We start from the raw sequence: 24,156 nt of genomic DNA, 5'->3' as shown, positions 1-24,156 counted from the left end.
CGGACCCGCTGATGGGGGCGTGCCTCGACCTGCCCGACGGCGGCCGGCACGTCGTAATGGTTGTTGGGCTCGCACTCGCGGTGGGCCAGACCGCGTGCATTGTGTTCCCGTTCGCCAACCTGGAACTGCGCCGGAAGGCCGAGACGGCGCTGGGGAAGAGCGAGGAGCGCTTCGCCACGGAGTTCGGGATGACGCCGGTGCCGACCGTGCTGGCGCGGGCGGACGACCACCTCATCACCGGCATCAACGCGGCCTTCACCCGGGTCTTCGGACTGGGCGAGGACCGGATCCTCGGGCGCAGCCTGGCCGAGGCCGGGTTGTGGGTCGCCGAGGGCCAGCGCGCGGCGTTCGAGGCGCAGCTCGCCCGCGGCGGCGCGATGCTGGGCGTCGAGGTGTGCCTGCGCCACGAGAGCGGGGCGAATCTCGACTGCCTGGTCTCGGCCGAGCGGGTGACCCTCGACGGGGCCGCGTTCGTGCTGCTGGTGCTGCAGGACATCACGGAGCGCAAGCACACCGAGCGCGAGCTGTTCGGGGCGATCGAGGCGGTGATGGCCGACACGTCGTGGTTCAGCCGGGGGCTGATCGACAAGCTCGCCAACCTGCGCCGGCCCGGCCGGGACAGCGCCGACGGCTCGGTGCCGAACCTGACGGTGCGCGAGCGCCAGATCCTGAACCTGATCTGCTCGGGCCTGGGCGACGACGCGATCGCCAGGAAGCTCGGGCTGTCGCGCAACACGGTGCGCAATCACGGCGCCGCGCTCTACCGCAAGCTCGGCATCCACAAGCGCAGCGAGGCGGTGGTGTGGGGCCGGGAGAACGGCTTTCCGCTGAACCTCCCGGAGAGCTGACGACCGGTGTACCGGACCGGACGGACCATCGCCCGACCGGCCGGACCTGTCTCGAGACCGACGAGGGGCCCGTGACCGAAGACAAGTCCCCGCCCTCCGCCAAGCGGCGCGCGGGTTCGGTGAAGGAGGCGATCGGCAAGATCACCGGCGACGTCCGGGTCGAGGCCGAGGGCGCCCGCCAGAAGCGCGCGGCGCGGCCGAAGGCCGGCGGGTCCGGGCCGCCCGACCCGGACCGGCGCTGACGGGGATCGGCCTACGGGCGCCGGAGATGCCCCTGCCCGGCATCCGGGACGTGTGCGGCACCGGCTTCCCGGCCGACGCCACCGGCGCTGCGTGGCGACGATGCGCCATTCCATGCCAACCTCCCCGGGCGAGCCGGTCGCCGGGCAAGGGGGACGACGGAAAGGCCTTCCCCTGCGATCAGGACCGACTCGATACCGAAACACAGCCTGCTGGGATGCACGACATGGCAGATCTCTCCGGGAAGACGGTCCTGATCACCGCGGCCGCGCAGGGAATCGGGCGCGCGAGCGCGCTCGCCTTCGCGCGGGCCGGGGCGCGGGTCCACGCCACGGACGTCAACGCGGCCGCACTCGACGACCTGCGCGCCGACAACCTCGTCACCGCCATCCTCGACGTGCGGGACGCCGGCGCGGTCAACGCCCTGGTGGAGCGGATCGGCCCGGTCGACGTGCTGTTCAACTGCGCCGGCGTGGTCCACGGCGGGACCATCCTGGAGATGCCCGAGGCCGAGCTGGACTTCGCCCTCGACCTCAACGTCAAGGCGATGATCCGTACGATCCGGGCGGTGCTGCCCGGCATGCTGGAGCGCCGCGACGGCGCCATCGTCAACATGGCCTCGGTCGCCTCCTCGGTGAAGGGCGTGCCGAACCGCTTCGCCTACGGGCTCACCAAGGCGGCGGTGATCGGCCTGACCAAGGCGGTGGCCGCCGACTATGTCGGCCACAACATCCGCTGCAACGCGATCTGCCCCGGCACCGTCGAGAGCCCGTCGTTGCAGGCGCGCATCCGAGCGCAGGGCGACTACGAGCAGACCCGGGCGGCCTTCATCGCGCGGCAGCCGATCGGGCGGCTCGGCACCCCGGACGAGATCGCCGACCTCGCCGTCTACCTCGCGGGCGCGACCTACACCACCGGTCAGGCCGTCGTCATCGACGGCGGCTGGACGATCTGACCCCGCGACGGCAGCACCGCCCCGGTGCTGCCCCGACAGGGCGGGCCCGACGCCGAGCGCCCCTCAAAACCGGGCGACGAGGCCGACGCCGGCGATCATCAGGCCGCCGCCGAGGATGCGCCACAGGCTCGCCGGGTGGACCTTGAAGCCCACCAGGCCGAAATGGTCGAGCAGGATCGACGTGACGACGCCCGCCGTGACGATCAGGCCGAGGAAGCTCGCAGCCCCGATCGCCTTCGAGATGTAGAGCTGGGCCGCCGTCAGCCCCGCGCTCATCAGCCCTCCGAGCCAGGCCCACCAGGGCACCTGTGCGAGCCGGTCCATCCCCGGCAGGCCGTACTGTCCGGTGACGAGCATGATCGCCGCGATCGTGCCGATGCTGACCGCGAGGCTCACCACGCCCGCCAGGAGCGGCCGCGCCAGGGACTTGGCGAGGCCCGCATTCTGGCCCGGTTCGATCGCGCTGGCGATGCCTGCCAGCAAGGCGAAGCCGTAGAGGAAGATCATGCGCGTGTCCTGTCGGGGGAAGGCGTGGGATCGGTGGCGGGCGCCGTCAGAACACCGCCACGAGGGCGACGCCCGCGACCATCAGGACGCCGCCGAGGATCCGCCAGCGGCCGGCGCGATGCCGGTCGAAGCCGACGAGGCCGTAGTGATCGAGGGCGATCGAGCCGACGACGCCCGCCGTGATGACGCATCCCAGGAAGGCTGCGGCTCCGATCTGTTCCGAGATGTAGAGCTGCGCCAACACCACCCCCGCGCCGAGGATCCCGCCGGGCCAGGCCCACCAGGGGACCGGGGTGGCTGCCTCGGCGGCCTGCCGGTCCAGCAACCGGACCACCACGACGGCGCCGAGGAAGCAGGCCACCGACAGGGCGAAGCAGAACAAACCCGCCAGCATCGGCTGCCCGGTGACCTTCGCCAGGGTGGCGTTCTGGCCGGGCTCGATGGCGTTGGCGACGCCCGCCAGCAGGGCGAGGCCGTAGACAATCCACTTGGGCAAGGCGGGGCATCCCAGCGGGAGGAGGGGCCGCCACCGGGGCTGGGCCCGGCGCGGGTCGTCTGCTGCGCAACCCGCCGGGGCGCCGGGCGACTGCATCACATCGACGGAACGACCCAGGGACAGATCGACCCAGGGTCAGATCGACCCGGGGTACGGTCCGGCCGGGTGCGGCGCTTGGACGACGGCAGGGCGGGAAAGTTTCCGGCGCCCGGGCCGTTTGCATACGACGCGCCGAGGTGACGATAGACGGGGGACGATGGACGCCCGAAGCCCGACGACCAAGCCGCAGGCCCAGGGCAATCAGGCGGAGCTGACCCTGCGCGGGGTCGCGCTCGGCGCGGGCATCACCGTCATCTTCATGGCGGCGAACCTCTACATGGGGTTGAAGACCGGGATGACGTTCTCGTCATCGATCCCGGCCGCGATGATCTCGATGGGGGCGTTCCGGCTGATGGGCGGCGCCGGCATCCTCGAGAACAACATCGTGCAGACGCAGGCCTCGGCCGCGGGCACGCTGTGCAACGTCATCCTGGCTCTGCCGGGCCTCGTCCTGATCGGGCATTGGCACGGCTTCCCGTTCTGGCAGACCACGGCCGTCTGCCTGCTGGGCGGCCTCCTCGGCGTCGCCTTCTCGATCCCCCTGCGCCGCGCCCTCGTCTCCGGCAGCGACCTTCCCTATCCCGAGGGCGTGGCCGCCGCCGAGGTGCTCAGGACCGGCCAGCAGGACGCGGGCGGCCAGGGCCTGCGCGACCTGCTCGGGGCCGCCGCGGCCGCCGGGACGATCGGGCTCGCCACCACCGGGCTGCGGATCCTCGGCGACGGCCTGAACGGCGCGATCGGTCTCGGCGGGGCGGTGTTCCGCATCGGCACGGGCTTCTCGCTCGCGCTCGTCGGGGTCGGCTACCTCGTGGGCATCGGCGCCTGCCTGGCGCTTCTGACCGGGGTCCTCATCGCCTGGGGGATCGCCGTTCCGGTGCTGACCGCCCTGTCGCCCGACCCCGGCCAGTCCGCCGCCGACGCCGCCGAGGCGATCTGGTCCGGGCAGGTGCGCCTCATCGGCGCCGGCATCATCGCGGTGGGCGGCCTGTGGACGGTGGCGTCGCTGGCGCGCCCGATCCTGGGGAGCATCCGCGCGGCGCTCTCCGGCAGCGGCGGGCTCGGCAAGGACCATCCGCGCGAGGAGCGCGACCTGCCGATCACCTGGGTCGCCGGCGCGACGCTGGCGCTGTGCGTGCCCCTGGCGATCCTGTTCGGGTCCTACGCCGGGGCCGCCGATCTCGGCGGCCTGACGATCGGGCTGGCGGTCGGCGCGACCCTGTTCGCGGTGCTGTTCGGCTTCCTGATGGCGGCCGCCTGCGGCTACCTCGCGGGGCTGCTGGGATCGTCGTCGAGCCCGATCTCGGGGATCGGCATCCTCACCACCATGGTGACCGCGCTGCTCCTGCCGCTGATCCTCGGAGGGACCGCCGGGCCGGAGGGCGACCGGTTCGTCACCGGCATGGCCCTGCTGCTGACCGCCGTGATCATCACGACCTCGTCGATCGCCAACGACAACCTGCAGGATCTGAAGACCGGACAGGTCCTCGGCGCCACGCCCTGGCACCAGCAGGTCGCCCTCATCATCGGCGTGGGGGTGGGCGCCGTGGTGATCGCCCCGCTCCTGTCGCTGCTCTACGAGGCCTACGGATTCATCGGTGCGCCCGCCCGCGCGGGACAGGACGCGGCGAGCGCCATGCCGGCGCCCCAGGCCGCCCTGATGACGCAGATCGCGAACGGCATCACCCACGGCGTGCTGCCCTGGCGCATGGTGCTGATCGGCGCCGGTCTCGGGGTGGTGCTGGTCGCCGCGGAGGCCTGGCTGAAGCGGCGAAACCTCACCTTCCCGGCTCTGACGGTGGGGATCGGCATGTACCTGCCGCTCTCCGTGGAGATGACGATCGCCATCGGCGGCGTGCTCGGCTGGGCCGCCGAGCGCCGGCTGCGCGCCCGGCTCCGCGGCGCGAGGGCGGATCCGGCGGTGGATCGGGCGGTGAGCGCCGCGCGCCGCCGGGGCGTCCTCCTGGCCTCCGGCTTCCTGGTTGGGGAGAGCTGCGTCGGCGTGCTGCTCGCCGGAACGGATTTTCTGGCCGGGCACAGCGGTGTGATCGCCGTGGCCGGCCCGGATTTCGCCCCCTACGCGACCGGGCTCGGCCTCGCGGTCTTCCTGGCGGGACTCGCGGTCTACCTGCGGATGGTCTCCACCCCCGAACCGGACTCCCGGCGGCGGTGACGGACCGATCTGGAAATGCCGATCCGCATCCTCCCGGGGCGCTGCGGGCGCCCGTACCTGTTCAGGCCCCGTCCGCGGCCTCGCCGAGCAGCGTCCGGACGAAGCGGCGGGTGCGCGGGTCCTCGGGCCGGCCGAAGAGCGCAGCGGCCGCCCCCTGCTCGACGATCGTGCCGCCCTCCAGGAACACCACCGTGTCGGCGACGCGCCGCGCGAGGCGGAGGTCGTGGGTCGCCATCAGCATGGTCATGCCCTCGCCCGCGAGGCCGGCGAGCACGTCCACGACCTCGGCGGCGAGTTCCGGGTCGAGGGCCGAGGTCGGCTCGTCGCACAGGAGCAGGCGCGGGGAGGGGGCCAGGGCCCGGGCGATCGCGACCCGCTGCTGCTGGCCGCCCGACAGGCTGGCGGGCCAATCCGCCGCCTTGTGGGCGAGGCCGACCCGTTCCAGCAGTTCCAGGGCCCGGGCGCGCGCCCGGGCCTGCGGCCACTTGGCGACGGTGACGAGCCCCTCGGTGACGTTCTCCATCACGGTGCGGTGGGGGAAGAGCTGGAAGTTCTGGAACACCATGCCGGTCCGGCGGCGCATGGCGAGCACCTCCCGCCGGGCGGGCGGGCTTCCCGGCCGGAAGGTGAGGCGGAGGTCGCCGAGGGTGAGCGTCCCGGCCTGCGGGATCTCCAGAAGGTTCACGCAGCGCAGGAGCGTCGACTTGCCGGAGCCCGACGGCCCGATCAGCGCGGTGACCTGCCCCTCCGGGACGGCGAGATCGACGCCGCGCAGGACGGCATTGCCGCCGAAGCGCTTCTCGATGGCCGACAGGGCGATCACGCGCGCGCCTCCAGGTAGCCGCCGTAGCGCCCGAGCCGCCGCTCCAGCAGCGCCTGCAGCCAGGACAGGAGCGTGGACAGGACGAGGTAGATCAGCGCCACCTCGCTGTAGAGGATCAGCGGCTCGTAGGTGACGGCGACGATGCGCTGGGCCGCCTGGAACAGCTCCGGCACCGTGATGGCGGCGGCGAGCGAGGTGTCCTTCACCAGGGCGATGAAGGAGTTGGCCAGCGACGGCACCGCCACCCGCGCCGCCTGGGGCAGGATCGTGCGGCGCAGGGCCTGAACCGGATTCATGCCGGTGGCGTAGGCCGCCTCCCACTGACCCTTCGGGATGGACGCGATGGCGGCGCGGACGATCTCGGACGTGTAGGCGCCGACATTGAGCGTGAAGCCGATCACCGCGGCCGGGAAGGCATCGATCAGGATTCCGGCGCTCGGAAGGCCGTAGAAGATCACGAAGAGCTGCACGAGGAGCGGCGTGCCGCGGAAGATCCACACGTAGAGCCAGGCGAGCGCCGCCACGGGCCGGGGCGCGAACAGGCGGACCAGCGCGGTCCCGAGGCCGAGGCCGAGGCCCAGCGCGAAGGCGACGAGCGTCAGCGGTACGGTGAAGCGGAGTCCGGCTGCGAGCAGCGGCCATAGCGACTGGAGCATGAGGTCGAGCCAGTGCGGCACGGGGCGGCGTCTCCTTCCCGGGGAATTGAGTTGTTTCACATATCTGTATCGGAGAAAGGGCCTGATCCGCGCGCCTCCCTCCCCCCTCTGCGGGGGGAGGGAGCGAGCCGGACGATCTACTTCGAAACGTCGGCGCCGAAATACTTTTGCGCGATCGCCGCGTAGCTGCCATCGGCCCTGATCTCTCCGAGCGCCTTGTCGATGGCCGCCTTCAGCGCGGGATTGTTCTTGCGCATGATGATGCCGGACGCATCCGCATCGGCCTGCTCGGCGGCGATCCTCACGGGGGCGTTCGGCTTCTGCTTGCGGAAGTCCAGGAACGACAGGTTGTCGTTGATCGTCGCGTCGGCGCGACCGGTCAGGACCAGCTGGACCGACTGGTCGAACCCGTCCGTGCCGACGAGGTCCGCCCCGGACTGCTCGGCCAGGCGGGCGAAGTTGCTGGTCAGGCTCTGCGCGGCCTTCCTGCCCTTCAGGTCGGCGAAGGATGTGATGTCCGCCCGGTCGGCGCGGGTGATCAGGACCGCCCGCGCCCGGATGTAGGGCTCCGAGAAGTCGAACTTCGCCTGCCGCTCCTTGGTGATGCCGACTTGGTTGATCACCACGTCGTAGCGCCCGCCGTCGAGCCCCGCGATCAGGCCGTCCCACTTGCCTTCCAGGAATTGCGGGGCGACGCCGAGTTTCTCGGCGAGCTTGCGCCCGATCTCGACGTCGAACCCCACGAGCGCCCCGGAGGCGTCGTGGAAGGTGAAGGGCGCGTAGGTGCCCTCGGTGCCGATGCGCAGGGTCTTGGCGGCGCTGATCGCGTCGAGATCGTCGGCCCGGGAGGACGCGCCGAAGAGGAGCGCCGCGCAGGCGAGCGCCGCAGCGAGGGAGACGGGGACGAGACGCATCACGACGAACTCCTGAACGGGTGGTTGATGTCTCCCGGGCCGAGGGCCTGCCGCTCGGGCGGGAACCGGGACGACCGAGGCGGCGCGTCGCGAACGGCGCCAAGCCGCGAGCCTGATACCAAGCGTCGCCGCCATCGCCTACGCGTCGCCGCGGCCCCGGTGCCGGCCGGGAGCAGGGTTTTCCAACGTCCCGCACGTTTCCGACGGCTTCGTTCGTCGGGTGAGGGCGGCGGCCCGACATGACGGCCTGCCGTGGGCGGCCCCGAGATCCGGACCCGCCCGCGGAGCAACCCCTCGGCCGGCTCGTGATTCCCGATGCGAAGTCCCGCCTCTCGGCCCCGCGAGGACGGTGTTCAGGATCAGGTATCGATCGAACGTTCCGGCTGTGGAAAGAGAACAAGATTTTTCACCGGGATCCCCGATGAGCCCGTCGGTCCAAGGCTTGCGCCGACCGCTTCAACTCCCCGCAAACACGGCGCGGCTTTTGTCGAGGCTGTGCCGGGACGGCCGTTGATCTCGGAAGATCCTTCGGCACAGTGCCGGCGTGGTGCCGATCCGGGGCTGGTTCCTGGTCCCGGTGCGGCGGGGAACGGCATTTCATGATGGACCGGGGCGCGTCGCCCGCCTCGGCGGAGGACAGCGCATGACTTCGACGGCCCAGACCTATCGCGGCGTCTTCCCGGTCGCCCCCACGGTGTTCGACGCCGCGGGCGCCCTCGATCTCGACGGGCAGCGGCGGGCGATCGACTTCATGATCGAGGCCGGCAGCCACGGGATCTGCATCCTGGCAAACTTCTCCGAGCAGTTCGTCCTCACCGATGCCGAGCGCGAGCAGGTGATGCACGCCGTGCTGGAGCACGTGGCCGGCCGGGTGCCGGTGATCGTCACGACCACGCATTTCGCCACGCAGGTCTGCGCCGAGCGCTCGCGCCGGGCTCAGGACGCCGGCGCCGCCATGGTGATGGTCATGCCGCCCTATCACGGCGCCACGATCCGGGTGCCGGAGCCCGGCGTCTACGATTTCTTCCGCGGGGTGTCGGACGCGATCACCATCCCGATCATGATCCAGGACGCCCCGGTGGCGGGCACGCCGCTCTCGGCCGCCTTCCTCGCCCGCATGGCCCGGGAGATCGCGAACGTGGCCTACTTCAAGATCGAGACCGCCGGGGCGGCGTCCAAGCTCCGCGAGCTGATCGCGCTGGGCGGCGACGCCGTGGTCGGCCCCTGGGACGGCGAAGAGGCGATCACCCTGTTGGCCGACCTCGACGCCGGCGCCACCGGGGCGATGACCGGCGGCGCCTATCCTGACGGGATCCGCCAGATCACCGACGCCTACGCGGCGGGCCGTCGGGAGGCGGCGATGGACGCCTACGCGCGCTGGCTGCCGCTGATCAACTACGAGAACCGGCAATGCGGGCTGCTCGCCTGCAAGGCGCTGATGCGGGAGGGCGGGGTGATCGCCCACGAGACCGCGCGCCTGCCGATCCAGCCGCTCCACCCGGCGACCCGGGCCGGCCTGATCGAGCTCGCCCGGCGCAACGATGCGCTGGTGCTGCGCTGGGGGCGGTGAGGGGCAGCGGACGGAGGAGAGGGCGGCGGTCTGACAGGCACGTGGCTTTCCCTCCCCCGCAAAGGGGGGAGGGAGGATGCGGTGTGGTTCAGGCGCTCGAGGCCGGCTCCCGCCCCAGCACCGCCGACAGCCGCGCCACCGCCTCCCGCGCCAGCTCCGGGCTGATGGCGAAGCAGATCCGCACCAGACCCTCGCCCTCCGGCCCGAAGGCGGTGCCGGGCGCGACCCCGACCTTCGCCTCCCGCAGGAGGCGGAGCGCCAGGTCGAGGCTCGGCTCGTCGCCCCCCATCCGGGCCATGAGATAGAAGGCCCCGTCCGGCGCCGCCGCGGTCACGCCCGGCAGCTCGGACAGACCGTCCACCAGGATCGCCCGCGCCTCGGCGCAGCGGTCGACCATGGTGCGGATGAAGCCGTCGCCCTCGTTGAGCGCCGCGATGCAGGCGTGCTGGATGAAGGTCGGGATCGAGGTGGTGCTGTACTGCCCGAGCTTGGCGAAGGTCGGCGCCAGGCCGCGGGGGAAGATCACCCAGCCGGCGCGCCAGCCGGTCATCGCCCAGTTCTTCGAGAAGGTGTTGGTGACGATCAGCCGGTCGTCCTCGGTGCAGATCTGCAGGAAGGACGGCGCGATCTGGTTGCCGTAGGTGAAGTGCGCGTAGACCTCGTCCGACAGGATCCACAGGCCGCGCGCCCGGGCGAGGTCGCGCAGGGCCGTCATCTCGGGCAGCGTCATGGTCCAGCCGGTGGGGTTGGACGGCGAGTTGACCATGATCACCCGGGTCCGCGGCGTCAGCGCCGCCTCGATGTCGGACAGCGGCAGCGAGAAGCGCCCGTCCGGCCGGATCCGGTAGGGCACCGTCACCGGCACCCCGCCGGTGATGCGGACCGCCTCGGCGAGGTTCGGCCAGGCGGGGGCGGGGATGATGATCTCGTCGCCCGGCTCCAGCAGCGCCTGGGCCGCCTGCATGATCGCGTTCATGCCGCCGGCCGTGACGGCGAACCGGTCGGCCGGGATCTCCACCCCCCAGTGCCGGGCGTGATAGGCGCCCAGCGCCGCCCGCAGGGCCGGCAGGCCCAGCGAGGTCGTGTAGCGGGTGTGCCCGGCCAGCATCGCCCGGTGCGCCGCCTCGACGATGAAGGGCGGCGTCGGCAGGTCGCCCTCGCCGATCCACAGCTTCACCACCTCCGGATCGTCCCGCCCGCGGTCCGCCACCAGGCCGATCTGGCTCGTGCCGATGCCGCGGATGCGGTCCGACAGGGCGGCGGCGAGGTCGACCGGCGCGACAGGGTCGGAATCGATGGACGCGGCGACGGGTTCGGCCATGGGGCGCGGCGGCTCTCGTGACGTCCGGGCGGTGCCGATCGCGGCGCGTCTCGCGGCCCGGCAGCCCGTTGGCGGGTGCCGTGCCCGTGAGGTCCCGGTCTCTGGGGGGAATCGCCGCCGACCCTGCCGCGTCCGCGTCCGCGCGTCTAGGCCCTGCGGGACGGGCTGCCCGGCGCAGACGTCGCGGCGAAACGAAAATTATCGACTTTTCAGAAATTTCTGAAATTGCTATATGGTGGGTTGCAGTTCCCGCACGGGAGACCAGTCGTGCTCGCCAACCTCGATCCGCTGATCCTCGCCCGCATGCAATTCGGGTTCACGGTGGCGTTCCACATCGTGTTCCCGGCCTTCTCGATCGGCCTGGCGAGCTTCCTGGCCGTTCTGGAGGGCCTGTGGCTCGCCACCGGCCGGCAGGTCTTCATGGACCTGTTCAAGTACTGGATTAAGATCTTCGCGATCGCCTTCGCCATGGGCGTCGTGTCGGGGCTGGTGATGTCCTACCAGTTCGGCACCAACTGGTCGGTCTTCTCCGACAAGACCGGGCCGGTGCTGGGCCCGATGATGGCCTACGAGGTGCTCTCGGCCTTCTTCCTGGAGGCGGGTTTCCTCGGGGTGATGCTGTTCGGGATGCGCAAGGTCGGGCCGCGGCTCCACTTCGCCGCGACCCTGATGGTGGCGGTCGGGACCTTCTTCTCGGCCTTCTGGATCCTCGCGGTGAACTCGTGGATGCAGACGCCGGCCGGCTACGGCACGAACCCGCAGGGCTAGTTCGTGCCCCTGGACTGGTGGGCGGTCGTGTTCAATCCGTCCTTCCCGTTCCGCCTCGTCCACATGGTGCTGGCGGCCTACCTCACCACCGCCCTGGTGGTCGGCGCGGTCGGCGCCCGGCACCTGCTGCGCGACCGGGCCAACCCGGCCGCCCGGACGATGTTCTCGATGGCGATGTGGATGGCGGCCCTGGTGGCCCCCGTGCAGATCCTGGCGGGGGACGCGCACGGGCTCAACACCCTGGAGCATCAGCCCGCCAAGGTCATGGCCATGGAGGGGCATTACCAAAGTCATCCGGACGGCGCGCCGCTGGTGCTGTTCGGATTGCCCGACCAGGAGGCCGCCACGATCCGCTACGCGGTGGAGATCCCGAAGCTGTCCTCGCTGGTGCTGAAGCACAGCCTCCACGCGCCGCTCGCCGGCCTCGACAGCCTGCCCCGGACGGACTGGCCGCCGGTGCCGATCGTGTTCTGGTCGTTCCGCGTCATGGTCGGGCTCGGCATGCTGATGCTGCTGCTCGGGGCCCTGAGCCTCGTCGCACGCTGGCGCGGGACTCTGTACCGGTGGCGGCCCCTGCACCGTTTCGCCCTGGCCATGGGCCCGGCCGGCTTCGTGGCGGTGGTGGCCGGATGGATCACCACCGAGGTCGGGCGCCAGCCCTACACGGTGTTCGGCCTGCTGCGCACCACCCAGTCCGCTTCGCCCCTCCGGGGACCGGCCGTGGCCGCCTCGCTCACCGCCTTCGTGGTGATCTACCTCTCGGTGTTCGCCATGGGGGTGCTCTACATCCTGCGTCTCATGGCCAAGCCCCCGCAGGCCGGCGAGCCCGAACTCGAACCCGGCATCCCGATCCGGACCGCGGGCATCACCCCCGCCACCGCGGTCGATCCCGACCGCCATCTCCAGCCCATCGGGTGAGGCAGCCATGCTCTACAGCGTCGATCTCACCGTCGTCTGGGCGTTCGTGATCGCCTTCGCGGTCTTCGCCTACATCGTCATGGACGGCTTCGATCTCGGCATCGGCATCCTGTTCCCGGTCCTGCGGCCCGGGCCGGAGCGCGACACCGCGATGAACTCGGTCGCACCGGTCTGGGACGGCAACGAGACCTGGCTGGTGCTCGGCGGCGGCGGGTTGTTCGCCGCCTTCCCGCTGGCCTACGCGGTGATCCTGCCGGCCCTCTACGCGCCGATCATCGCGATGCTGCTCGGGCTGATCTTCCGCGGCGTCGCCTTCGAGTTCCGGTGGCGCGATCCCGGCCACCGCGCCGCCTGGGACGTGGCCTTCACGGGCGGCTCGGTGGTGGCGGCCCTGGCCCAGGGGATCGCGCTGGGGGCGCTGCTCCAGGGCATCGCCGTGGAGGGCCGCGCCTATGCCGGCGGCTCGTGGGACTGGCTGACGCCGTTCAGCCTGCTGGTCGGCGTCAGCCTCGCGGTCGCCTATGCGCTGCTCGGGGCGACTTGGCTGGTGATGCGCACCGAGGGCCTGGTCCAGATCCAGGCGCGCCGCCTCGCCCTGCGCCTCACCGTCGGGACGGTGGCGGCGATCGCCCTCGTGAGCGCCGCGACGCCGTTCCTGCAGGGGCGCTACTTCGAGCGCTGGCTGGCGATGCCGAACGTGCTCGTCACCGCGCAGGTGCCGTTCCTCGTGGCGCTCGCCGCCATCGCCCTGTGGCGGACGCTGCGGGGCGGCGCCGAGGGGGCGCCGTTCCTGATCGCGCTCAGCCTGTTCGCCCTGTCGTTCCTGGGGCTGGGGATCAGCATCTTCCCCGACGTGGTGCCGGGGCGGATCACCATCTGGCAGGCCGCCGCCCCCGAGGCGAGCCAGGTGTTCCTGCTGGTCGGCGCCTCGGTGCTGATCCCGATCATCCTGATCTACACCGCGTATTCGTACTGGGTGTTCCGCGGCAAGGTCGACACGCACGGATACCACTGATGGCCCTCGCTACCCCGCTTCCGCTGTGGAAGCGCCTCGCATGGTTCGTGGCGATCTGGGTCGCCAGCGTCGTCGGCCTCGGCTGCGTCGCCACGCTCCTCCGGTTCTGGCTCTCGAGCTGATAAGCCGGCACATCTCCGGGACCATCCTCGTCGGAACGCCGCCGTGCAACTGCCGCCCCTCGTCCAGACCTTCGTGCTGCATTTCGGCGAGATGGGCTCGCGCTGGGGCATCAACCGGACGGTGGGACAGATCTACGCCGTGCTGTTCGTGGCCGAGCGGCCGCTCAACGCCGACGAGATCGTCGAGCGGCTCGGCGTGTCGCGCTCCAACGTCAGCATGGGCCTGAAGGAGCTCCAGGCCTGGAACCTCGTGCGGCTCCAGCACGTGCCCGGGGACCGGCGGGACTACTTCGCCACCCCGGAGGACATCTGGCAGATCGTCCGCACCCTGGTCGAGGAGCGCAAGAAGCGCGAGATCGATCCGACCCTGACCCTCCTGCGCGAATTGCTGATGCAGGAGGCCGCTACGGAGGCCGAGCAGCACGCGCAGGTCCGCCTCGGCGAGATGCACGACCTCTTCGAGCTCTTCGCCGGCTGGTACGCCGACGTCCGCCGCCTCGACACCGATCGCCTCGTCCAGCTCCTCACCCTCGGCTCGAAGGTCCAGAAGGTCCTGGACATGAAGGACCGGCTGACCAGCCTGCCAGGCCGGCTCGGCGGCCGGACGGCGAAGCGGGGCTGACCGGCGGCGGAGGCGGGCGCCGGCGCGGGCCGGTAGCCCTGACCCGGTCTCCGCGCCCGCCCCGCCCGATCAGGCCACCGCGAGTCCCTGCCGATAGATCGCCAGGAGCGATGTCCGGACATGCTCGACATGGGCACACAGGAAACGGGCCGCCTCGTCGATCTTCCGCGCCTCGCAGAGATCGAGGATCTGCGCGTGTTCCTGCTCGGCCCGCGCCATCTCGACGGAGGTCGAGAGTTGGAGGCGCATCGGACGGTCGCAATCCTGCAACAGACCGGAGAGGATGCTCAGCGAGCGGGGCCGGTCCGCGTGCTGCAACAGGTCAAGGTGGAAGCGCCGGTTCAGCTCGCCCCATCGCAAGACCTGCCCCGTCCCGAGAGCGTCGCTGTAGGTACTCGAGATGTCGCGCAGCGCCCGGAAATCGGCCTGAGTCAGGTGCGGCGCCGAGAGAACCAGCAACTGCGGCTCGAGCTGGATGCGCAACGCGAAGATATCTTCGAGCTCCTCCAGGGAGATGCCGGTGACCACTGCGCCGCGGTGCGGCATGATCTTCACGAGGTTGCTGGCTTCGAGCTGGAGCAGGGCTTCCCGGACGGGAATGCGGCTGATCCCGAATTCTTCGGCGACGGCATCCTGACGAAGCTGCACGCCCGGCGGCAGGTCCCCGTTCAGGATCTGCTGCCTCAGCGAATCGGCGACCGCGGCCGCCACGGTCTTGTGCCGCAGGCGGTCGATCTCCGGTCGCGCAGGGGCCGCTATGGGCATCAGGCCTTCCCTCACCGTCTGCGGGCGTAAGCGTATACAGTATGCTTTAAAAAGCAACGTCAAGCTGCCAGAAAGTCGGTTTTACCCAGCGTGGCATTTTCAAATTTTCGTACCTCAGGTTGTATTATCCGCCTGAACCGCCGGGGATGCCCTGCGCGTGAGCCGATTACGGCCGTACCGCGCCGCGACGGAGATTTCTGTGGACCGGGGCGAGCGCGCATCGCGCGTCGGGGGCACCGCGCGGATGCCGCACGGCGTCCCCGATGCCGGCAGGGCCGATCTCCGCGGCTTCCCGACGGCGCCGCCGTGCACCCTCGGCAGACCGCCAAGCAAACGCCCTGGCCGATGTCAGCTGCGCCGCGCGGCGGACGCCGTGGATCGCTCCGGATGGCGCGGGGAAGTGGCCCACGGCGCCTGCGCCAACGTCTGTCCGAGATAGGCGACGAGGGCCGTCACCCGCGCGGGCCGCGGGTCGCCGGGGGGTGTCACCAGATGCAGCGCGATCGGCGGCGGTGACCATCCGGGCAGCACACGCTCCAGGCGGCCCGACTCCAAGTCGTCCCAGATCATGAAGTCGGGCTGCAGCGCGAGGCCGAGGCCGGCCCGGAGCGCGGGCGCCAGCGCTTCGGCGTTGTTGGCCCGCAGCGGACCCGCGGGGTGGACGACAACCTCGGTCCCGGTCTCGTCCATGAAGCGCCAGCGGTCGGGGGTCGGCAGGTAGGCGTAGCCGAGGCAGGTGTGGCGGGCGAGGTCGTCCGGATGGGCCGGACGCCCGTTCCGGTCGAGGTAGGCCGGCGTGGCCACCAGCGAGCGCCGGATCGCGCAGAGCCGGCGTGCCCGCAGGGACGAATCGGGCAGCTCAGCGATGCGCAGCCCGATGTCGAACCCGCCGCCCACGAGGTCGACCACCGCGTCCGACAGGTGCAGATCCACCGAGACGGCCGGGTACCGCCGCAGGAAGTCCGGCAATAGCGTCGCCACGTGCATGACCCCGAAGGTCATCGGCGCGGCGAGCCGTACCAGGCCGCGGGGTTCGGCGGCGCCCGCCGTCGCGCGGGCCTCGGCCGCCTCGCCCTCGGCCAGGATGCGCGCGGCGCCAGCCTTCGCGGCCTGCCCGGCCTCGGTGAGCGCGAGCTTGCGCGACGTGCGGTTGAACAGCCGGGCGCCGGTCCGCGCCTCGAGCCGCGCCACGGCCTTCGAGACGGTGCCCTTCGAGAGGCCCAGATCCGCGGCGGCCCGGCCGAAGGAGCCGGTCTCCACCACCTTGGCGAAGATCGCCCAGGCCTCGAAGTCGGGAAGGCGCATGGGTCATATCCGGAAACGATGGGTTTCCATCGTTTCTATTTTCGGGCCACACGGCAAGGGGCATATTCCCGTCATCGGACACACGCCGCGCCCGGCGCGGCGGCCTCCCGGGAGACATCGCCATGGTTCAGACCGGCCTCCATCACGTCACGGCCTTCTCCGGCCCGGCCCTGCGCAACCTCGACTTCCACACCCGCATCCTCGGGCTGCGGCTGGTGAAGAAGACCGTCAATTTCGACGATCCGGGCACCTACCACCTCTATTACGGCGACGCGGCCGGGCGGCCCGGCACGATCCTGACCTTCTTCCCCATCGAGCACGCGGCGCCCGGCCGCGTCGGGATCGGCGAGACGCAGGAGACCGCCTTCCGGGTGCCCCGCGCGTCGATCGGCTGGTGGACCCACCGCCTCATCGAGAAGGGTGTCGACCACGAGCCTCTGGTCCAGGTCTTCGGCGAGCCGACCCTGCGCTTCCGCGACCCGGACGGCCTGATGCTGGCCCTAGTGGGCGTCGACGACGGCGCCGCGGAGGGCTGGGCCTCCGGCGAGGTGCCGGCCGAGCACGCCATCCGTGGCCTGCACGGGGTGACGCTCCTTCTGGAGAAGGCCGAGCCGACGGCGGCGATCCTCACGGACGTCCTGGGGCTCCGCGAGGTCGGCCGCGAAGGCAACCTGATCCGCCATGCGGGCAATGCCGCGTGCGGCAGCCTCGTCACCCTGCGGGCGGTCGGGGGCTTCCTCCGGGGCCGGCCGGGCGCCGGCTCGGTCCACCACATCGCGTTCCGGGCGGCGGACGACGCCGCGCAGGCCGCGATGGCCGAGCGGCTCGCCGCGCAGGGTCTCGAGGTCACGGAGCAGCGCGACCGCCAGTACTTCCGCTCGATCTACTTCCGGGAGCCCGGCGGCGTGCTGTTCGAGATCGCCACGGACGCCCCCGGCTTCGCGGTCGACGAGCCGGTGGAGGCGCTCGGCAGCGCCCTGAAGCTGCCCGCGGGCCTCGAGCCGCACCGGGCCGCGATCGAGGCCGTGCTGCCGAAGGTCGCCTGACCGCCGAGCCCGCCCCGCGCAGAGCGGGGCGGGATCCCCACCGATCACCAGGGAGGTCGCCATGACCCAGGACATCCGCGATGTCGTCCACGCCTTCGAGCCCGGTCCCGGCACCGCGCGCCCGCTGCTGCTCCTGCACGGGACCGGCGGCAGCGAACACGACCTCCTGCCGCTCGGCCGGATGGTCGCGCCGGACGCCGCGCTCCTCGCCCCGCGCGGCGGGGTGACCGAGAACGGCATGCCGCGCTTCTTCCGCCGCCTGGCCGAAGGGGTGTTCGACGAGGCGGATCTGCGCCGGCGCACCGGCGATCTCGCCGCCTTCATCGGCGCGGCGCAGGACCGCTACGGTCTCGGGGCGCCCCTGGCGCTGGGCTTCTCGAACGGCGCCAACATCGCCGCGTCGCTGCTGATGCTCCAGCCGGAGGTTCTGGCGGGTGCCGTGCTGATCCGCCCGATGGTACCGTTCGCCGAGCCTCCCGCGGCGGACATCGCCGGCAAGCCGGTCCTGATCCTGTCCGGGGCGATGGACCCGATCGTGCCGGTGGAGAATGCGCGTCGCCTCGCGGCGCAGCTCACCGCGTCCGGCGCTTCGGTCGAGCACCGGATCCTGCCCGCCGGCCACGGCCTGTCGCAGGCCGATGTCAGCCTGGCAGCAGGGTGGCTGCGTAGCCTCGCCCTCCCGAATGCGGCCTGACGTCCGCGACAGACCACAGCACGGAACGGAGCTTCGCCATGACGTCCTCGCCCGAACGCACCGCCCCGACCGCCGTCGGAACGTCCGCGGCGGCCGCCCTGCCGGTGACCGGCCGTGTCCTGATGAGCGCGATCTTCCTGGTGAGCGGCGTCGGCAAGCTCGCCGCGCCCGCCGCCACGCTGGCGACCATCGCGGCCGCCGGCCTGCCCTTGCCCCCGGCCTCCTACGCGGCGGCCGCGCTGGTGGAGGTCGGCGGCGGGCTGCTGCTGATCCTCGGCTATCGCACCCGCCTCGTCGCCCTCGTGCTGGCCCTCTTCGCGGTCGCCACCGCGGTCACCTTCCACGCGGCGCTCGGCGACAAAAACCAGATGGTCCACTTTCTGAAGAATCTCGCCATGGCCGGCGGCCTGCTCCAGGTCGCGGCCTTCGGGGCGGGCCCGTTCAGCCTCGACGCCCGCCGGGGCCGGGCCTGACCGGACCCGTCCCCATCACCGGGAGGTCACCGAGCCGTTTTCCGCCGCGCCGGACGCCCGCTGGTCTTCAGCCCCGACGGGCCGGTCGATGGCGGCCTGCCCGCCCTCATCCAGGGTTGAGTTGCCGAGCGGCCTTTCCCGCGCCGGGCCCGGTCCCTAAACCTGCACCGGGCCGCGCGCCGCGGCTTGCCAGCCCAGGGACCCTGCATGCCGAAGACCGATGAACCGCTCGCCCTGGGGATCATCGGCGCGGGGATCATGGGCGAGCGCCTGCTCGCCGCCATCCACGGGGCGGCGGAATCCCCGGTGCGGGTCGCCGCCATCTGGGATCCGGCCCCGGAGGCCCTGGCCCGGATCGGCGCGGCCTTCCCGGGGGTCCCGCGCGTCGCCGACGCCGCCGCCGTCGTGGCGGCGAGTGCGTGCGTCTACGTCGCCTCGCCGCCCGCCTCGCATCTCGGCTACGCCCGGGCGGCCCTGGCGGCGGGCCGGAGCGTCTTCTGCGAGAAGCCGCTGGCGGTCGATCGTGCCGACGCCCGCGCCTTCGTGGCGGAGGGCGGCACCGGCGCGGTGAACTTCCCGTTCGCCTCGTCGCCGGGCGTGGAGACACTCGAGCGCTGGATCGCGGCGGGCGCGGTCGGGACGCCGCGGCGGCTCACCGTCGCGGTGGCCTTCGCGCGCTGGCCGCGCCCCTGGCAGGCCGACGCGGCCCGCTGGCTCGACGCCCGGGCCGAGGGCGGCTTCACCCGCGAGGTGGTCTCGCATTTCCTGTTCCTCGCCCGGCGCCTGCTCGGCCCGCTCCGGGATCTCGCCGGGCGGATCGACTATCCGGAGGCGGGCCGGTCCGAGCGGGCGATCGACGTGACGCTCACCGCCGGCGGGATCCCCGTGACCCTGACCGGGCGGGTCGGCGGCGTCGATGCCGACGATCACAACACCTGGACGCTGGAGGGCGACGCGGGCGCCGTCCGGCTGCGCGACTGGGCCATCGCCGAGCGCCGGGGGGCCGACGGGCACTTCGCCCCGGAGGCCGACGCGATCCCCAACGCGCGGCTGCGGCCGATCACCCTGCGGCGCCAGATCGAGGGCGTCGTCCGCATGGCGCGCGGCGAGCCCCACCCGCTCGCCACCTTCGCGGAGGCACTCGACGTGCAGGAGATCGTCGAGGCCATCCTGGCGCTGTGACCGGGCCGGTACCGCCGCCGGGATCAGACCTCCAGCAGGTCGACTAGGAACGGGATCAGCGGGGCGTCGGCCGGCGGCATGGCGAGGTCGCGCAGCGCCTTCGGCCGGACCCATTTCAGCGCCTGCCCCTCCATCGCCTGCGGCGTACCGGTCCAGCGCCGGCACACGTAGAGCGGCATCAGCAGGTGGAAATCCGGATAGGCGTGGCTGGCGAAGGTCAGCGGCGCGAGGCAGGGCTCCTCGACCCGGATGCCGAGTTCCTCGGCGAGTTCCCGGATCAGCGTCTCCTCAGGGCGCTCGCCGGGTTCGACCTTTCCGCCGGGGAACTCCCAGAGGCCCGCGAGCTGCTTGCCCGCCGGGCGCTCGCTCACCAGCACGCGGCCGTCGACGTCGACGAGAGCCACCGCGACCACCAGGAGCAGGCGCAGCGCCGCGGGGGCGGGCGCGCTCAACGCGTCACCGCGAAGGTGGCGGCGACCTCTGAAGACAGCTGGATCGTGCCCGCCTCGATCGGGACGCGTCGCCCCTTCGCCGCCATGGGCGCCGCCAGGGTGCGGGCCATCGGCGGGGGCACCGCCGCGCCGGCGGTGCTCAGCGTGCACAGCGGACCGAGCTTGGCGCCCACCGCGTCGGCCAGCGCCTCGGCGCGGGTGCGGGCGTCCCGGGTCGCGGCAATCTGGAGGGCCGATTCGACCCCGTCCGGGTCGCGCAATCCGAAGCTCACGCCGTCGATCCGGTTCGCCCCGGCATCGAGGGCCTGGCGGAGCAGGTCGCCGAGGCGATCCATGTCGCCGAGCCGGACGCTGACCAGGTTGCCGGCGCGGTAGCCGTCGGGCTCCTCGGTGACGGCACCCCCCGGCCGGGCGACGGTGCGGGTGGCCGCCTGAAGGGTCACGGCGGCCGTGCCGATATCGGCCGGCGGCACGCCCAGGGCACGGGCCTGCGTCGAGACGCCGGCCGCCGCCTTCGAGGCCCCGTCGAGGGCCGCCGCCGCGGTGGCGCCGCGCGCCTCGATGCCGACCGTCACCTCGGCGAAGTCCGGCGCCCGCGTCTCCGCGGCCCGTCCGACGACGCTGATAAGCCGCTTGCAATCCGCATCGTCGGCCCGTGCCTGGACCATCAGCGCCGACGCCAGGAGGGCGCCCGACAGGACCGCCCTCATGAGCGATAGTCCCCGTTGATCTCGATGTAGGCCTTGGTCAGGTCGCAGGTCCAGACCCGCGCCGTGCCGTCGCCCAGGCCGAGATCGACCCGGATCGTGATCTCCGGCTCGCGCATCACGGCGCTCGCAGCCGCCTCGCTGTAGTCCGGGTCGCGGGCGCCCTGGACCGCCACCCGCACGTCGCCGAACCAGATCGCGAGACGGTCCCGGTCGGCGGGCTCGCCCGCCTTGCCCACCGCCATCACCACCCGGCCCCAGTTGGCGTCCTCGCCCGCGACCGCGGTCTTCACCAGCGGCGAGTTGGCGATGGACATCGCGATCCGGTGGGCGGACGCGTCGCTCTCGGCGCCCGTGACCCGGACGGTGACGAACTTGCGCGCGCCCTCGCCGTCCTTGGCGACGAGCTGGGCGAGTTCGATGAGCAGGCTGTCGAGGGCCGCGCGGAAGCTGGAGACGCGCGGGTCGTCGGGGTCGGCGACCGCGGCATGGCCGGCCTTGTGGGTCGCGAACAGCATCAAAGTGTCGGAGGTGGAGGTGTCGCCGTCCACCGTCACGCAGTTGAAACTCTGCGTCGCGCCCGCCGACAGCAGCGCCTGCAGCACGTCCTGGGACAGGGCGGCGTCGGTGAAGACGAAGGACAGCATGGTCGCCATATCGGGGGCGATCATGCCGGCGCCCTTGGCGATGCCGTTGATCGTCACCCGCGTCCCGTCGATCTCGGCGGTGCGCGTCGCGAGCTTGGGAAAGGTGTCGGTGGTCATGATGGCGCGGGCCGCCGCGGCCCAGGCGTCGGATCCGCCTTCGGCCCGGGCGGCGCAATCGGCCAGCACCCCCTCGAATCGCTCCGCCGGGAGCGGCTCGCCGATGACGCCGGTCGAAGCCACGTAGACGTCGTGCGGATGGCAGGCCGCCGCCTCGGCGGCGATCGCCACGGTGCGCGCCACCGCGTCGCGGCCGAGGCGCCCCGTGAAGGCGTTGGCGTTGCCGGAATTCACCACGAGCGCCCGCGCGGATCCGTGGGCGAGGGCCTCCCGGCACCAATCCACCGGCGCGGACGGGCACTTCGAGCGCGTGAAAACCCCCGCCGCCCGCGTCCCGTCCTCCAGGGCGACGTAGAGCACGTCGGTGCGGCCGCTGTAGCGAATCCCGGCCTGGGCCGTGGCGATCCGCACGCCCGGCACGGGTGGCAGGGCGGGCGCGGCGGTGGGCGCCAGCGGAGAGACGGGCGGGGATTTCGCGGACGACATCGGCTCGGGCTCCGGCAGTGCGCGGTTGAGGCTTCGCGGCCGGCCGGTGTTGCCCGCGCAACCCCCGCGCCGTCAACCGCATGCCCAACCCTTGGTCAGGCCGCGCGCTGCATGCGCTTTGTGCAGCCCGGCGCCGAATGCGGCTTCAACACGGCGGCGGGCTTGCGCGGGGATTGCATCCCAGCCTAGCATGCTGCATCGCAATGCCATGCGCGAAGTCGAGTGCGGAATGTCCACAGCCGACGTCGGAACGGCCTCCAGCACGGTGCCGCAGGGCGGGTGCTACCGGATCCAGGTCCTGGTCGTCGGCCGCCATAAGCGCTGGCGCGACGAGGTGGCCGCGCAGGTCCGGCTTCTGGGCTATCAGGTCACCGCCTGCGACCGCGGGGTCGACGCCATGACGGTCCTGGCCCTCGGCCTGCCGGTGGACGTGATGGTGGTCGATTCCGCGCTCCAGGGCGGCCTGTGCTGCGCGCAACTGGCGGTCGAGGCGCGGACCCTGCGTCCGGGTCTGCGCATCGTCCTCGCGGGCGATCCGGCCGACGCCCCGGAGCCGGAGGTGCCGGGTCAGGTGACCGATGCGCTGCTCGTGCGCCGCGACCAGCTCCAGAACGGGATGGTGGCGACCCTGATGCGCGAGGCGCTGGCCCACCGCGCCGCCTGACCCTGGCCCGATTCGGGTCCCGGCGGGGCCGGCCCGTTTCGCGCGGCGGCGTTCGAGGACTGAGCGCTGCGGCGGCGGAGACTGATCCACCGATCCCGGTTCCGGATTCCGAGCCGACGCGTGGTTTTTGTGATCCGGAACGACGGGCTTTCCCGCCCTCACATCAGGCGGCGACGTTCGCAACGCTCAAGTGTTGCGGCGCGCGGGCGGGATGATCCCGGCCGACGCGAATTCCGGTGCCGCTAATACTGGTGCTCCCCGCGGAAACGGGCCGGCGGTCCTGCTGCGAAGCGTATTGCTTAGCAATGACCGTATCGCGGATCCTGATCTTCTGAATAACCGATCGCAATTTGAGGTATATTGCAGCAGGCGTTATGCGCGTGTCACGATTGGGGCGCCCTTAATCGCATGCAAGCCGCGGACGCGGTCTCAGATTCAAGGGCTATACCGTCGTGAAAGTCGGAATACGCGCTCGGATATATGGCGGCTTTTCTCTGCTGGTCGCGATCACCGCAATTACAGGATCCTTCTCGGTCTACCAGCAGGACGTCATCAACCAGGAATACGAGACACGAAGCGCCATCGAGCGGGGCGCACAGGAGATCCTCCTGATGGACGGCCTCGCCGCGCGGCTCTCCGCGAAGGCCGAGTATTACCGGTTGGACGGGAAGCCCGAGCAGATCACCGCCATGGAGGAGGTGCGGCGGCGGATCGAGGCCATATCCGGTGAACGGATGTCGGCCGCCCGGACCGAGGAGGGGCGCAATCTGCATCGGCTGATCGTCGAGAATGCCGCCGCGATGGGGCCGCAGCTCGACCGTCTGGAGGCAAGCGGTGCCCGACTGATCGCGGCCAAGAGGGGCCTGTTCGAATCGGGCAATACCCTCACCCGCCTGCTCGATGCGATGGCCGCCGAGATCCGCAACGGCAGCAGCGGCCAGGGGTTGCTGCTGCAAGCCCAGGATGTCGAGGTCGCGCTCCTGCGGGTCCGCCTCGCCGCCGCGCGATATGTGATCAACTTCGATCCCCAGTATCGGCCGGAGTTCCTGGAGAGGGTTCGGCAGGCTCAAACCACGCTCCAGGCCTTCGCGGGCGAACGCGGCGCCGCGGCCTTCGCCGACCGGATCACCGCGGTCCAGACCGCGCTTGCCGGCTACACCACCGGATTCGAAGCCGTCCATGAGGCGAACGCCGCGACGAAGCAGACGTTCGAGACCGGCATCAAGCCGCACACGGACGCCATCGAGCAGGCCTGCGCCACGCTGCGCGACAGGATCCTGACCTCGGTCGAGCGGATCAAGAAGGCCACGGCCGAGATGGTCCTGCGCGCCTGGCGCATCGAGGTCGGGCTCGGCGTGCTGGCCTTGATGATCGGCGGCCTGCTGGCCTCCATCATCGCGCGCGGCATCATCCGGTCCATCGACGGCCTGCGGGACGCGATGGCGCGGCTGGCGAGCGGGGACACGGACGTGGTCGTGCCCTCGCAGGATGCCGCGGGCGAGCTCGGCGCCATGGCCAAGGCCGTGGACGTGTTCCGCCGGAACGCCCTGGCCCGGGCCGAGCTGGAGGCGGCG

25 protein-coding genes and 1 pseudogene are annotated in these 24,156 nt (G+C 71.8%); 15 read left to right on the top strand and 11 right to left on the bottom strand.

Translation table 11 applies throughout. From position 1 onward, the window contains the following. The 3 genes from MKL01_RS00775 to MKL01_RS00765 all read left to right on the top strand — a co-directional run. Positions 1-848, top strand: an 848-nt coding sequence (locus MKL01_RS00775) for a LuxR C-terminal-related transcriptional regulator (RefSeq protein ID WP_243903338.1), incomplete at its 5' end; no start/stop codon positions are given. Positions 849-919: 71 nt separating this feature from the next. Then, positions 920-1,090 (top strand): CsbD family protein, encoded by a 171-nt coding sequence (locus tag MKL01_RS00770; RefSeq protein WP_243903337.1) that lies wholly within the window; start codon positions 920-922, stop codon positions 1,088-1,090. A gap of 224 nt (positions 1,091-1,314) precedes the next feature. Continuing rightward, a complete protein-coding gene (locus MKL01_RS00765) occupies positions 1,315-2,043 on the top strand; it encodes an SDR family oxidoreductase (protein WP_243903336.1) in 729 nt (242 codons plus the stop codon). A 63-nt stretch (positions 2,044-2,106) separates the two neighbouring features. Here MKL01_RS00765 and MKL01_RS00760 read toward each other — a convergent pair whose 3' ends face one another. Together MKL01_RS00760 and MKL01_RS00755 are read right to left on the bottom strand one after the other, a co-directional pair. Beyond that, positions 2,107-2,550 carry a DMT family transporter gene (locus MKL01_RS00760; protein WP_243903335.1) on the bottom strand — a complete coding sequence of 148 codons (444 nt, stop codon included), beginning with the start codon at positions 2,548-2,550 and terminating at the stop codon, positions 2,107-2,109. A gap of 46 nt (positions 2,551-2,596) precedes the next feature. Further along, positions 2,597-3,046, bottom strand: coding sequence for a DMT family transporter (locus MKL01_RS00755; protein ID WP_243903334.1), 450 nt, complete (start codon positions 3,044-3,046; stop codon positions 2,597-2,599). 256 nt (positions 3,047-3,302) lie between these two features. Between MKL01_RS00755 and MKL01_RS00750 the strand changes: the two genes are divergently transcribed. Further along, the gene (locus MKL01_RS00750; protein ID WP_243903333.1) at positions 3,303-5,315 is read left to right on the top strand and encodes an OPT family oligopeptide transporter; all 2,013 of its coding nucleotides are present in this window, start codon (positions 3,303-3,305) and stop codon (positions 5,313-5,315) included. A gap of 61 nt (positions 5,316-5,376) precedes the next feature. On the opposite strand, the gene MKL01_RS00745 is transcribed toward MKL01_RS00750, so the two are convergent. The 3 genes from MKL01_RS00745 to MKL01_RS00735 form a co-directional block, all read right to left on the bottom strand. Beyond that, positions 5,377-6,138 carry an amino acid ABC transporter ATP-binding protein gene (locus MKL01_RS00745; protein WP_243903332.1) on the bottom strand — a complete coding sequence of 254 codons (762 nt, stop codon included), beginning with the start codon at positions 6,136-6,138 and terminating at the stop codon, positions 5,377-5,379. After that, positions 6,135-6,815 (bottom strand): amino acid ABC transporter permease, encoded by a 681-nt coding sequence (locus tag MKL01_RS00740; protein WP_243903331.1) that lies wholly within the window; start codon positions 6,813-6,815, stop codon positions 6,135-6,137. Before MKL01_RS00740 ends, MKL01_RS00745 begins: the two co-directional genes overlap by 4 nt. 116 nt (positions 6,816-6,931) lie before the next feature. Beyond that, positions 6,932-7,708, bottom strand: coding sequence for an amino acid ABC transporter substrate-binding protein (locus tag MKL01_RS00735; RefSeq protein ID WP_243903330.1), 777 nt, complete (start codon positions 7,706-7,708; stop codon positions 6,932-6,934). Between the two features lie 643 nt (positions 7,709-8,351). On the opposite strand from MKL01_RS00735, the gene MKL01_RS00730 reads away from it, so the two are divergent. Beyond that, positions 8,352-9,278, top strand: coding sequence for a dihydrodipicolinate synthase family protein (locus MKL01_RS00730; RefSeq protein ID WP_243903329.1), 927 nt, complete (start codon positions 8,352-8,354; stop codon positions 9,276-9,278). An 88-nt stretch (positions 9,279-9,366) separates the two neighbouring features. Here the strand turns inward: MKL01_RS00730 and MKL01_RS00725 are convergent, their stop codons facing one another. After that, entirely contained in the window at positions 9,367-10,599 is a 1,233-nt protein-coding gene (locus tag MKL01_RS00725; RefSeq protein ID WP_243903328.1) for a pyridoxal phosphate-dependent aminotransferase, read from the bottom strand. A gap of 267 nt (positions 10,600-10,866) precedes the next feature. Between MKL01_RS00725 and MKL01_RS00720 the strand changes: the two are divergent. The 4 genes and pseudogenes from MKL01_RS00720 (at position 10,867) to MKL01_RS00705 (ending at position 14,044) form a co-directional block, all read left to right on the top strand. Next, positions 10,867-12,285: pseudogene (locus MKL01_RS00720) on the top strand (cytochrome ubiquinol oxidase subunit I). A gap of 7 nt (positions 12,286-12,292) precedes the next feature. Beyond that, positions 12,293-13,300 (top strand): cytochrome d ubiquinol oxidase subunit II, encoded by a 1,008-nt coding sequence (gene cydB / locus MKL01_RS00715; RefSeq protein ID WP_243903327.1) that lies wholly within the window; start codon positions 12,293-12,295, stop codon positions 13,298-13,300. Then, positions 13,300-13,422 carry a DUF2474 family protein gene (locus MKL01_RS00710; protein ID WP_243903326.1) on the top strand — a complete coding sequence of 41 codons (123 nt, stop codon included), beginning with the start codon at positions 13,300-13,302 and terminating at the stop codon, positions 13,420-13,422. Before cydB ends, MKL01_RS00710 begins: the two co-directional genes overlap by 1 nt. 43 nt (positions 13,423-13,465) lie before the next feature. Continuing rightward, complete coding sequence (locus MKL01_RS00705) at positions 13,466-14,044, top strand: GbsR/MarR family transcriptional regulator (RefSeq protein WP_243903325.1); 579 nt, start codon at positions 13,466-13,468, stop codon at positions 14,042-14,044. Between the two features lie 69 nt (positions 14,045-14,113). On the opposite strand, the gene MKL01_RS00700 is transcribed toward MKL01_RS00705, so the two are convergent. Both MKL01_RS00700 and MKL01_RS00695 read right to left on the bottom strand, forming a co-directional pair. Continuing rightward, on the bottom strand, positions 14,114-14,809 hold the full coding sequence (locus MKL01_RS00700) for a GntR family transcriptional regulator (protein WP_243903324.1): 696 nt from the start codon (positions 14,807-14,809) through the stop codon (positions 14,114-14,116). Between the two features lie 348 nt (positions 14,810-15,157). Further along, positions 15,158-16,114 carry a LysR family transcriptional regulator gene (locus tag MKL01_RS00695; RefSeq protein WP_243903323.1) on the bottom strand — a complete coding sequence of 319 codons (957 nt, stop codon included), beginning with the start codon at positions 16,112-16,114 and terminating at the stop codon, positions 15,158-15,160. Positions 16,115-16,236: 122 nt separating this feature from the next. Here MKL01_RS00695 and MKL01_RS00690 point away from each other — a divergent pair, with 122 nt between their 5' ends. From MKL01_RS00690 to MKL01_RS00675, 4 genes are all read left to right on the top strand, one after another. Beyond that, a complete protein-coding gene (locus MKL01_RS00690) occupies positions 16,237-17,160 on the top strand; it encodes a ring-cleaving dioxygenase (RefSeq protein WP_243903322.1) in 924 nt (307 codons plus the stop codon). A gap of 61 nt (positions 17,161-17,221) precedes the next feature. Further along, the gene (locus tag MKL01_RS00685; protein WP_243903321.1) at positions 17,222-17,854 is read left to right on the top strand and encodes an alpha/beta hydrolase; all 633 of its coding nucleotides are present in this window, start codon (positions 17,222-17,224) and stop codon (positions 17,852-17,854) included. A gap of 38 nt (positions 17,855-17,892) precedes the next feature. Beyond that, complete coding sequence (locus MKL01_RS00680; protein ID WP_243903320.1) at positions 17,893-18,327, top strand: DoxX family protein; 435 nt, start codon at positions 17,893-17,895, stop codon at positions 18,325-18,327. Positions 18,328-18,534: 207 nt separating this feature from the next. Then, positions 18,535-19,509, top strand: a complete 975-nt coding sequence (locus tag MKL01_RS00675) for a Gfo/Idh/MocA family protein (RefSeq protein ID WP_243903319.1) — start codon at positions 18,535-18,537, stop codon at positions 19,507-19,509. A 23-nt stretch (positions 19,510-19,532) separates the two neighbouring features. Here the strand turns inward: MKL01_RS00675 and MKL01_RS00670 are convergent, their stop codons facing one another. Genes MKL01_RS00670 through argJ form a run of 3 tightly spaced genes read right to left on the bottom strand, consistent with a single transcriptional unit; the run spans position 19,533 to position 21,918 of the window. Next, positions 19,533-19,961: a (deoxy)nucleoside triphosphate pyrophosphohydrolase gene (locus MKL01_RS00670; protein WP_243903318.1), complete on the bottom strand. Its 429-nt coding sequence runs from the start codon at positions 19,959-19,961 to the stop codon at positions 19,533-19,535. Continuing rightward, the gene (locus MKL01_RS00665; protein ID WP_243903317.1) at positions 19,958-20,671 is read right to left on the bottom strand and encodes an SIMPL domain-containing protein; all 714 of its coding nucleotides are present in this window, start codon (positions 20,669-20,671) and stop codon (positions 19,958-19,960) included. Before MKL01_RS00665 ends, MKL01_RS00670 begins: the two co-directional genes overlap by 4 nt. After that, complete coding sequence (gene argJ, locus MKL01_RS00660; RefSeq protein WP_243903316.1) at positions 20,668-21,918, bottom strand: bifunctional glutamate N-acetyltransferase/amino-acid acetyltransferase ArgJ; 1,251 nt, start codon at positions 21,916-21,918, stop codon at positions 20,668-20,670. Before argJ ends, MKL01_RS00665 begins: the two co-directional genes overlap by 4 nt. Before the next feature lie 229 nt (positions 21,919-22,147). On the opposite strand from argJ, the gene MKL01_RS00655 reads away from it, so the two are divergent. Together MKL01_RS00655 and MKL01_RS35910 are read left to right on the top strand one after the other, a co-directional pair. Continuing rightward, positions 22,148-22,582, top strand: coding sequence for a histidine kinase (locus MKL01_RS00655; protein WP_243903315.1), 435 nt, complete (start codon positions 22,148-22,150; stop codon positions 22,580-22,582). A gap of 452 nt (positions 22,583-23,034) precedes the next feature. Beyond that, positions 23,035-24,156 (top strand): HAMP domain-containing protein (locus MKL01_RS35910; RefSeq protein WP_243903314.1); only part of this gene is annotated, 1,122 nt, incomplete at its 3' end.

Source organism: Methylobacterium sp. J-070 (assembly GCF_022829385.1).
Classification (GTDB): Bacteria; Pseudomonadota; Alphaproteobacteria; order Rhizobiales; family Beijerinckiaceae; genus Methylobacterium.
Note: the sequence above shows the minus strand (reverse complement) of the source record. Positions and strands in the feature narration are given on the sequence as shown.

What these genes read in the sequence shown, in the direction of transcription:
- MKL01_RS00680 (WP_243903320.1), top strand. Translation starts at nt 17,893, where the DNA reads ATGACGTCCTCGCCCGAACGCACCGCCCCGACCGCCGTCGGAACGTCC.
- MKL01_RS00675 (WP_243903319.1), top strand. Translation starts at nt 18,535, where the DNA reads ATGCCGAAGACCGATGAACCGCTCGCCCTGGGGATCATCGGCGCGGGG.
- MKL01_RS00685 (WP_243903321.1), top strand. Translation starts at nt 17,222, where the DNA reads ATGACCCAGGACATCCGCGATGTCGTCCACGCCTTCGAGCCCGGTCCC.
- MKL01_RS00760 (WP_243903335.1), bottom strand. Translation starts at nt 2,550, where the DNA reads ATGATCTTCCTCTACGGCTTCGCCTTGCTGGCAGGCATCGCCAGCGCG.
- MKL01_RS00765 (WP_243903336.1), top strand. Translation starts at nt 1,315, where the DNA reads ATGGCAGATCTCTCCGGGAAGACGGTCCTGATCACCGCGGCCGCGCAG.
- argJ (WP_243903316.1), bottom strand. Translation starts at nt 21,918, where the DNA reads ATGTCGTCCGCGAAATCCCCGCCCGTCTCTCCGCTGGCGCCCACCGCC.
- MKL01_RS00730 (WP_243903329.1), top strand. Translation starts at nt 8,352, where the DNA reads ATGACTTCGACGGCCCAGACCTATCGCGGCGTCTTCCCGGTCGCCCCC.
- MKL01_RS00695 (WP_243903323.1), bottom strand. Translation starts at nt 16,114, where the DNA reads ATGCGCCTTCCCGACTTCGAGGCCTGGGCGATCTTCGCCAAGGTGGTG.
- MKL01_RS00735 (WP_243903330.1), bottom strand. Translation starts at nt 7,708, where the DNA reads ATGCGTCTCGTCCCCGTCTCCCTCGCTGCGGCGCTCGCCTGCGCGGCG.
- MKL01_RS00700 (WP_243903324.1), bottom strand. Translation starts at nt 14,809, where the DNA reads ATGCCCATAGCGGCCCCTGCGCGACCGGAGATCGACCGCCTGCGGCAC.
- MKL01_RS00750 (WP_243903333.1), top strand. Translation starts at nt 3,303, where the DNA reads ATGGACGCCCGAAGCCCGACGACCAAGCCGCAGGCCCAGGGCAATCAG.
- MKL01_RS00665 (WP_243903317.1), bottom strand. Translation starts at nt 20,671, where the DNA reads ATGAGGGCGGTCCTGTCGGGCGCCCTCCTGGCGTCGGCGCTGATGGTC.
- cydB (WP_243903327.1), top strand. Translation starts at nt 12,293, where the DNA reads ATGCTCTACAGCGTCGATCTCACCGTCGTCTGGGCGTTCGTGATCGCC.
- MKL01_RS00725 (WP_243903328.1), bottom strand. Translation starts at nt 10,599, where the DNA reads ATGGCCGAACCCGTCGCCGCGTCCATCGATTCCGACCCTGTCGCGCCG.
- MKL01_RS00655 (WP_243903315.1), top strand. Translation starts at nt 22,148, where the DNA reads ATGTCCACAGCCGACGTCGGAACGGCCTCCAGCACGGTGCCGCAGGGC.
- MKL01_RS00690 (WP_243903322.1), top strand. Translation starts at nt 16,237, where the DNA reads ATGGTTCAGACCGGCCTCCATCACGTCACGGCCTTCTCCGGCCCGGCC.
- MKL01_RS00710 (WP_243903326.1), top strand. Translation starts at nt 13,300, where the DNA reads ATGGCCCTCGCTACCCCGCTTCCGCTGTGGAAGCGCCTCGCATGGTTC.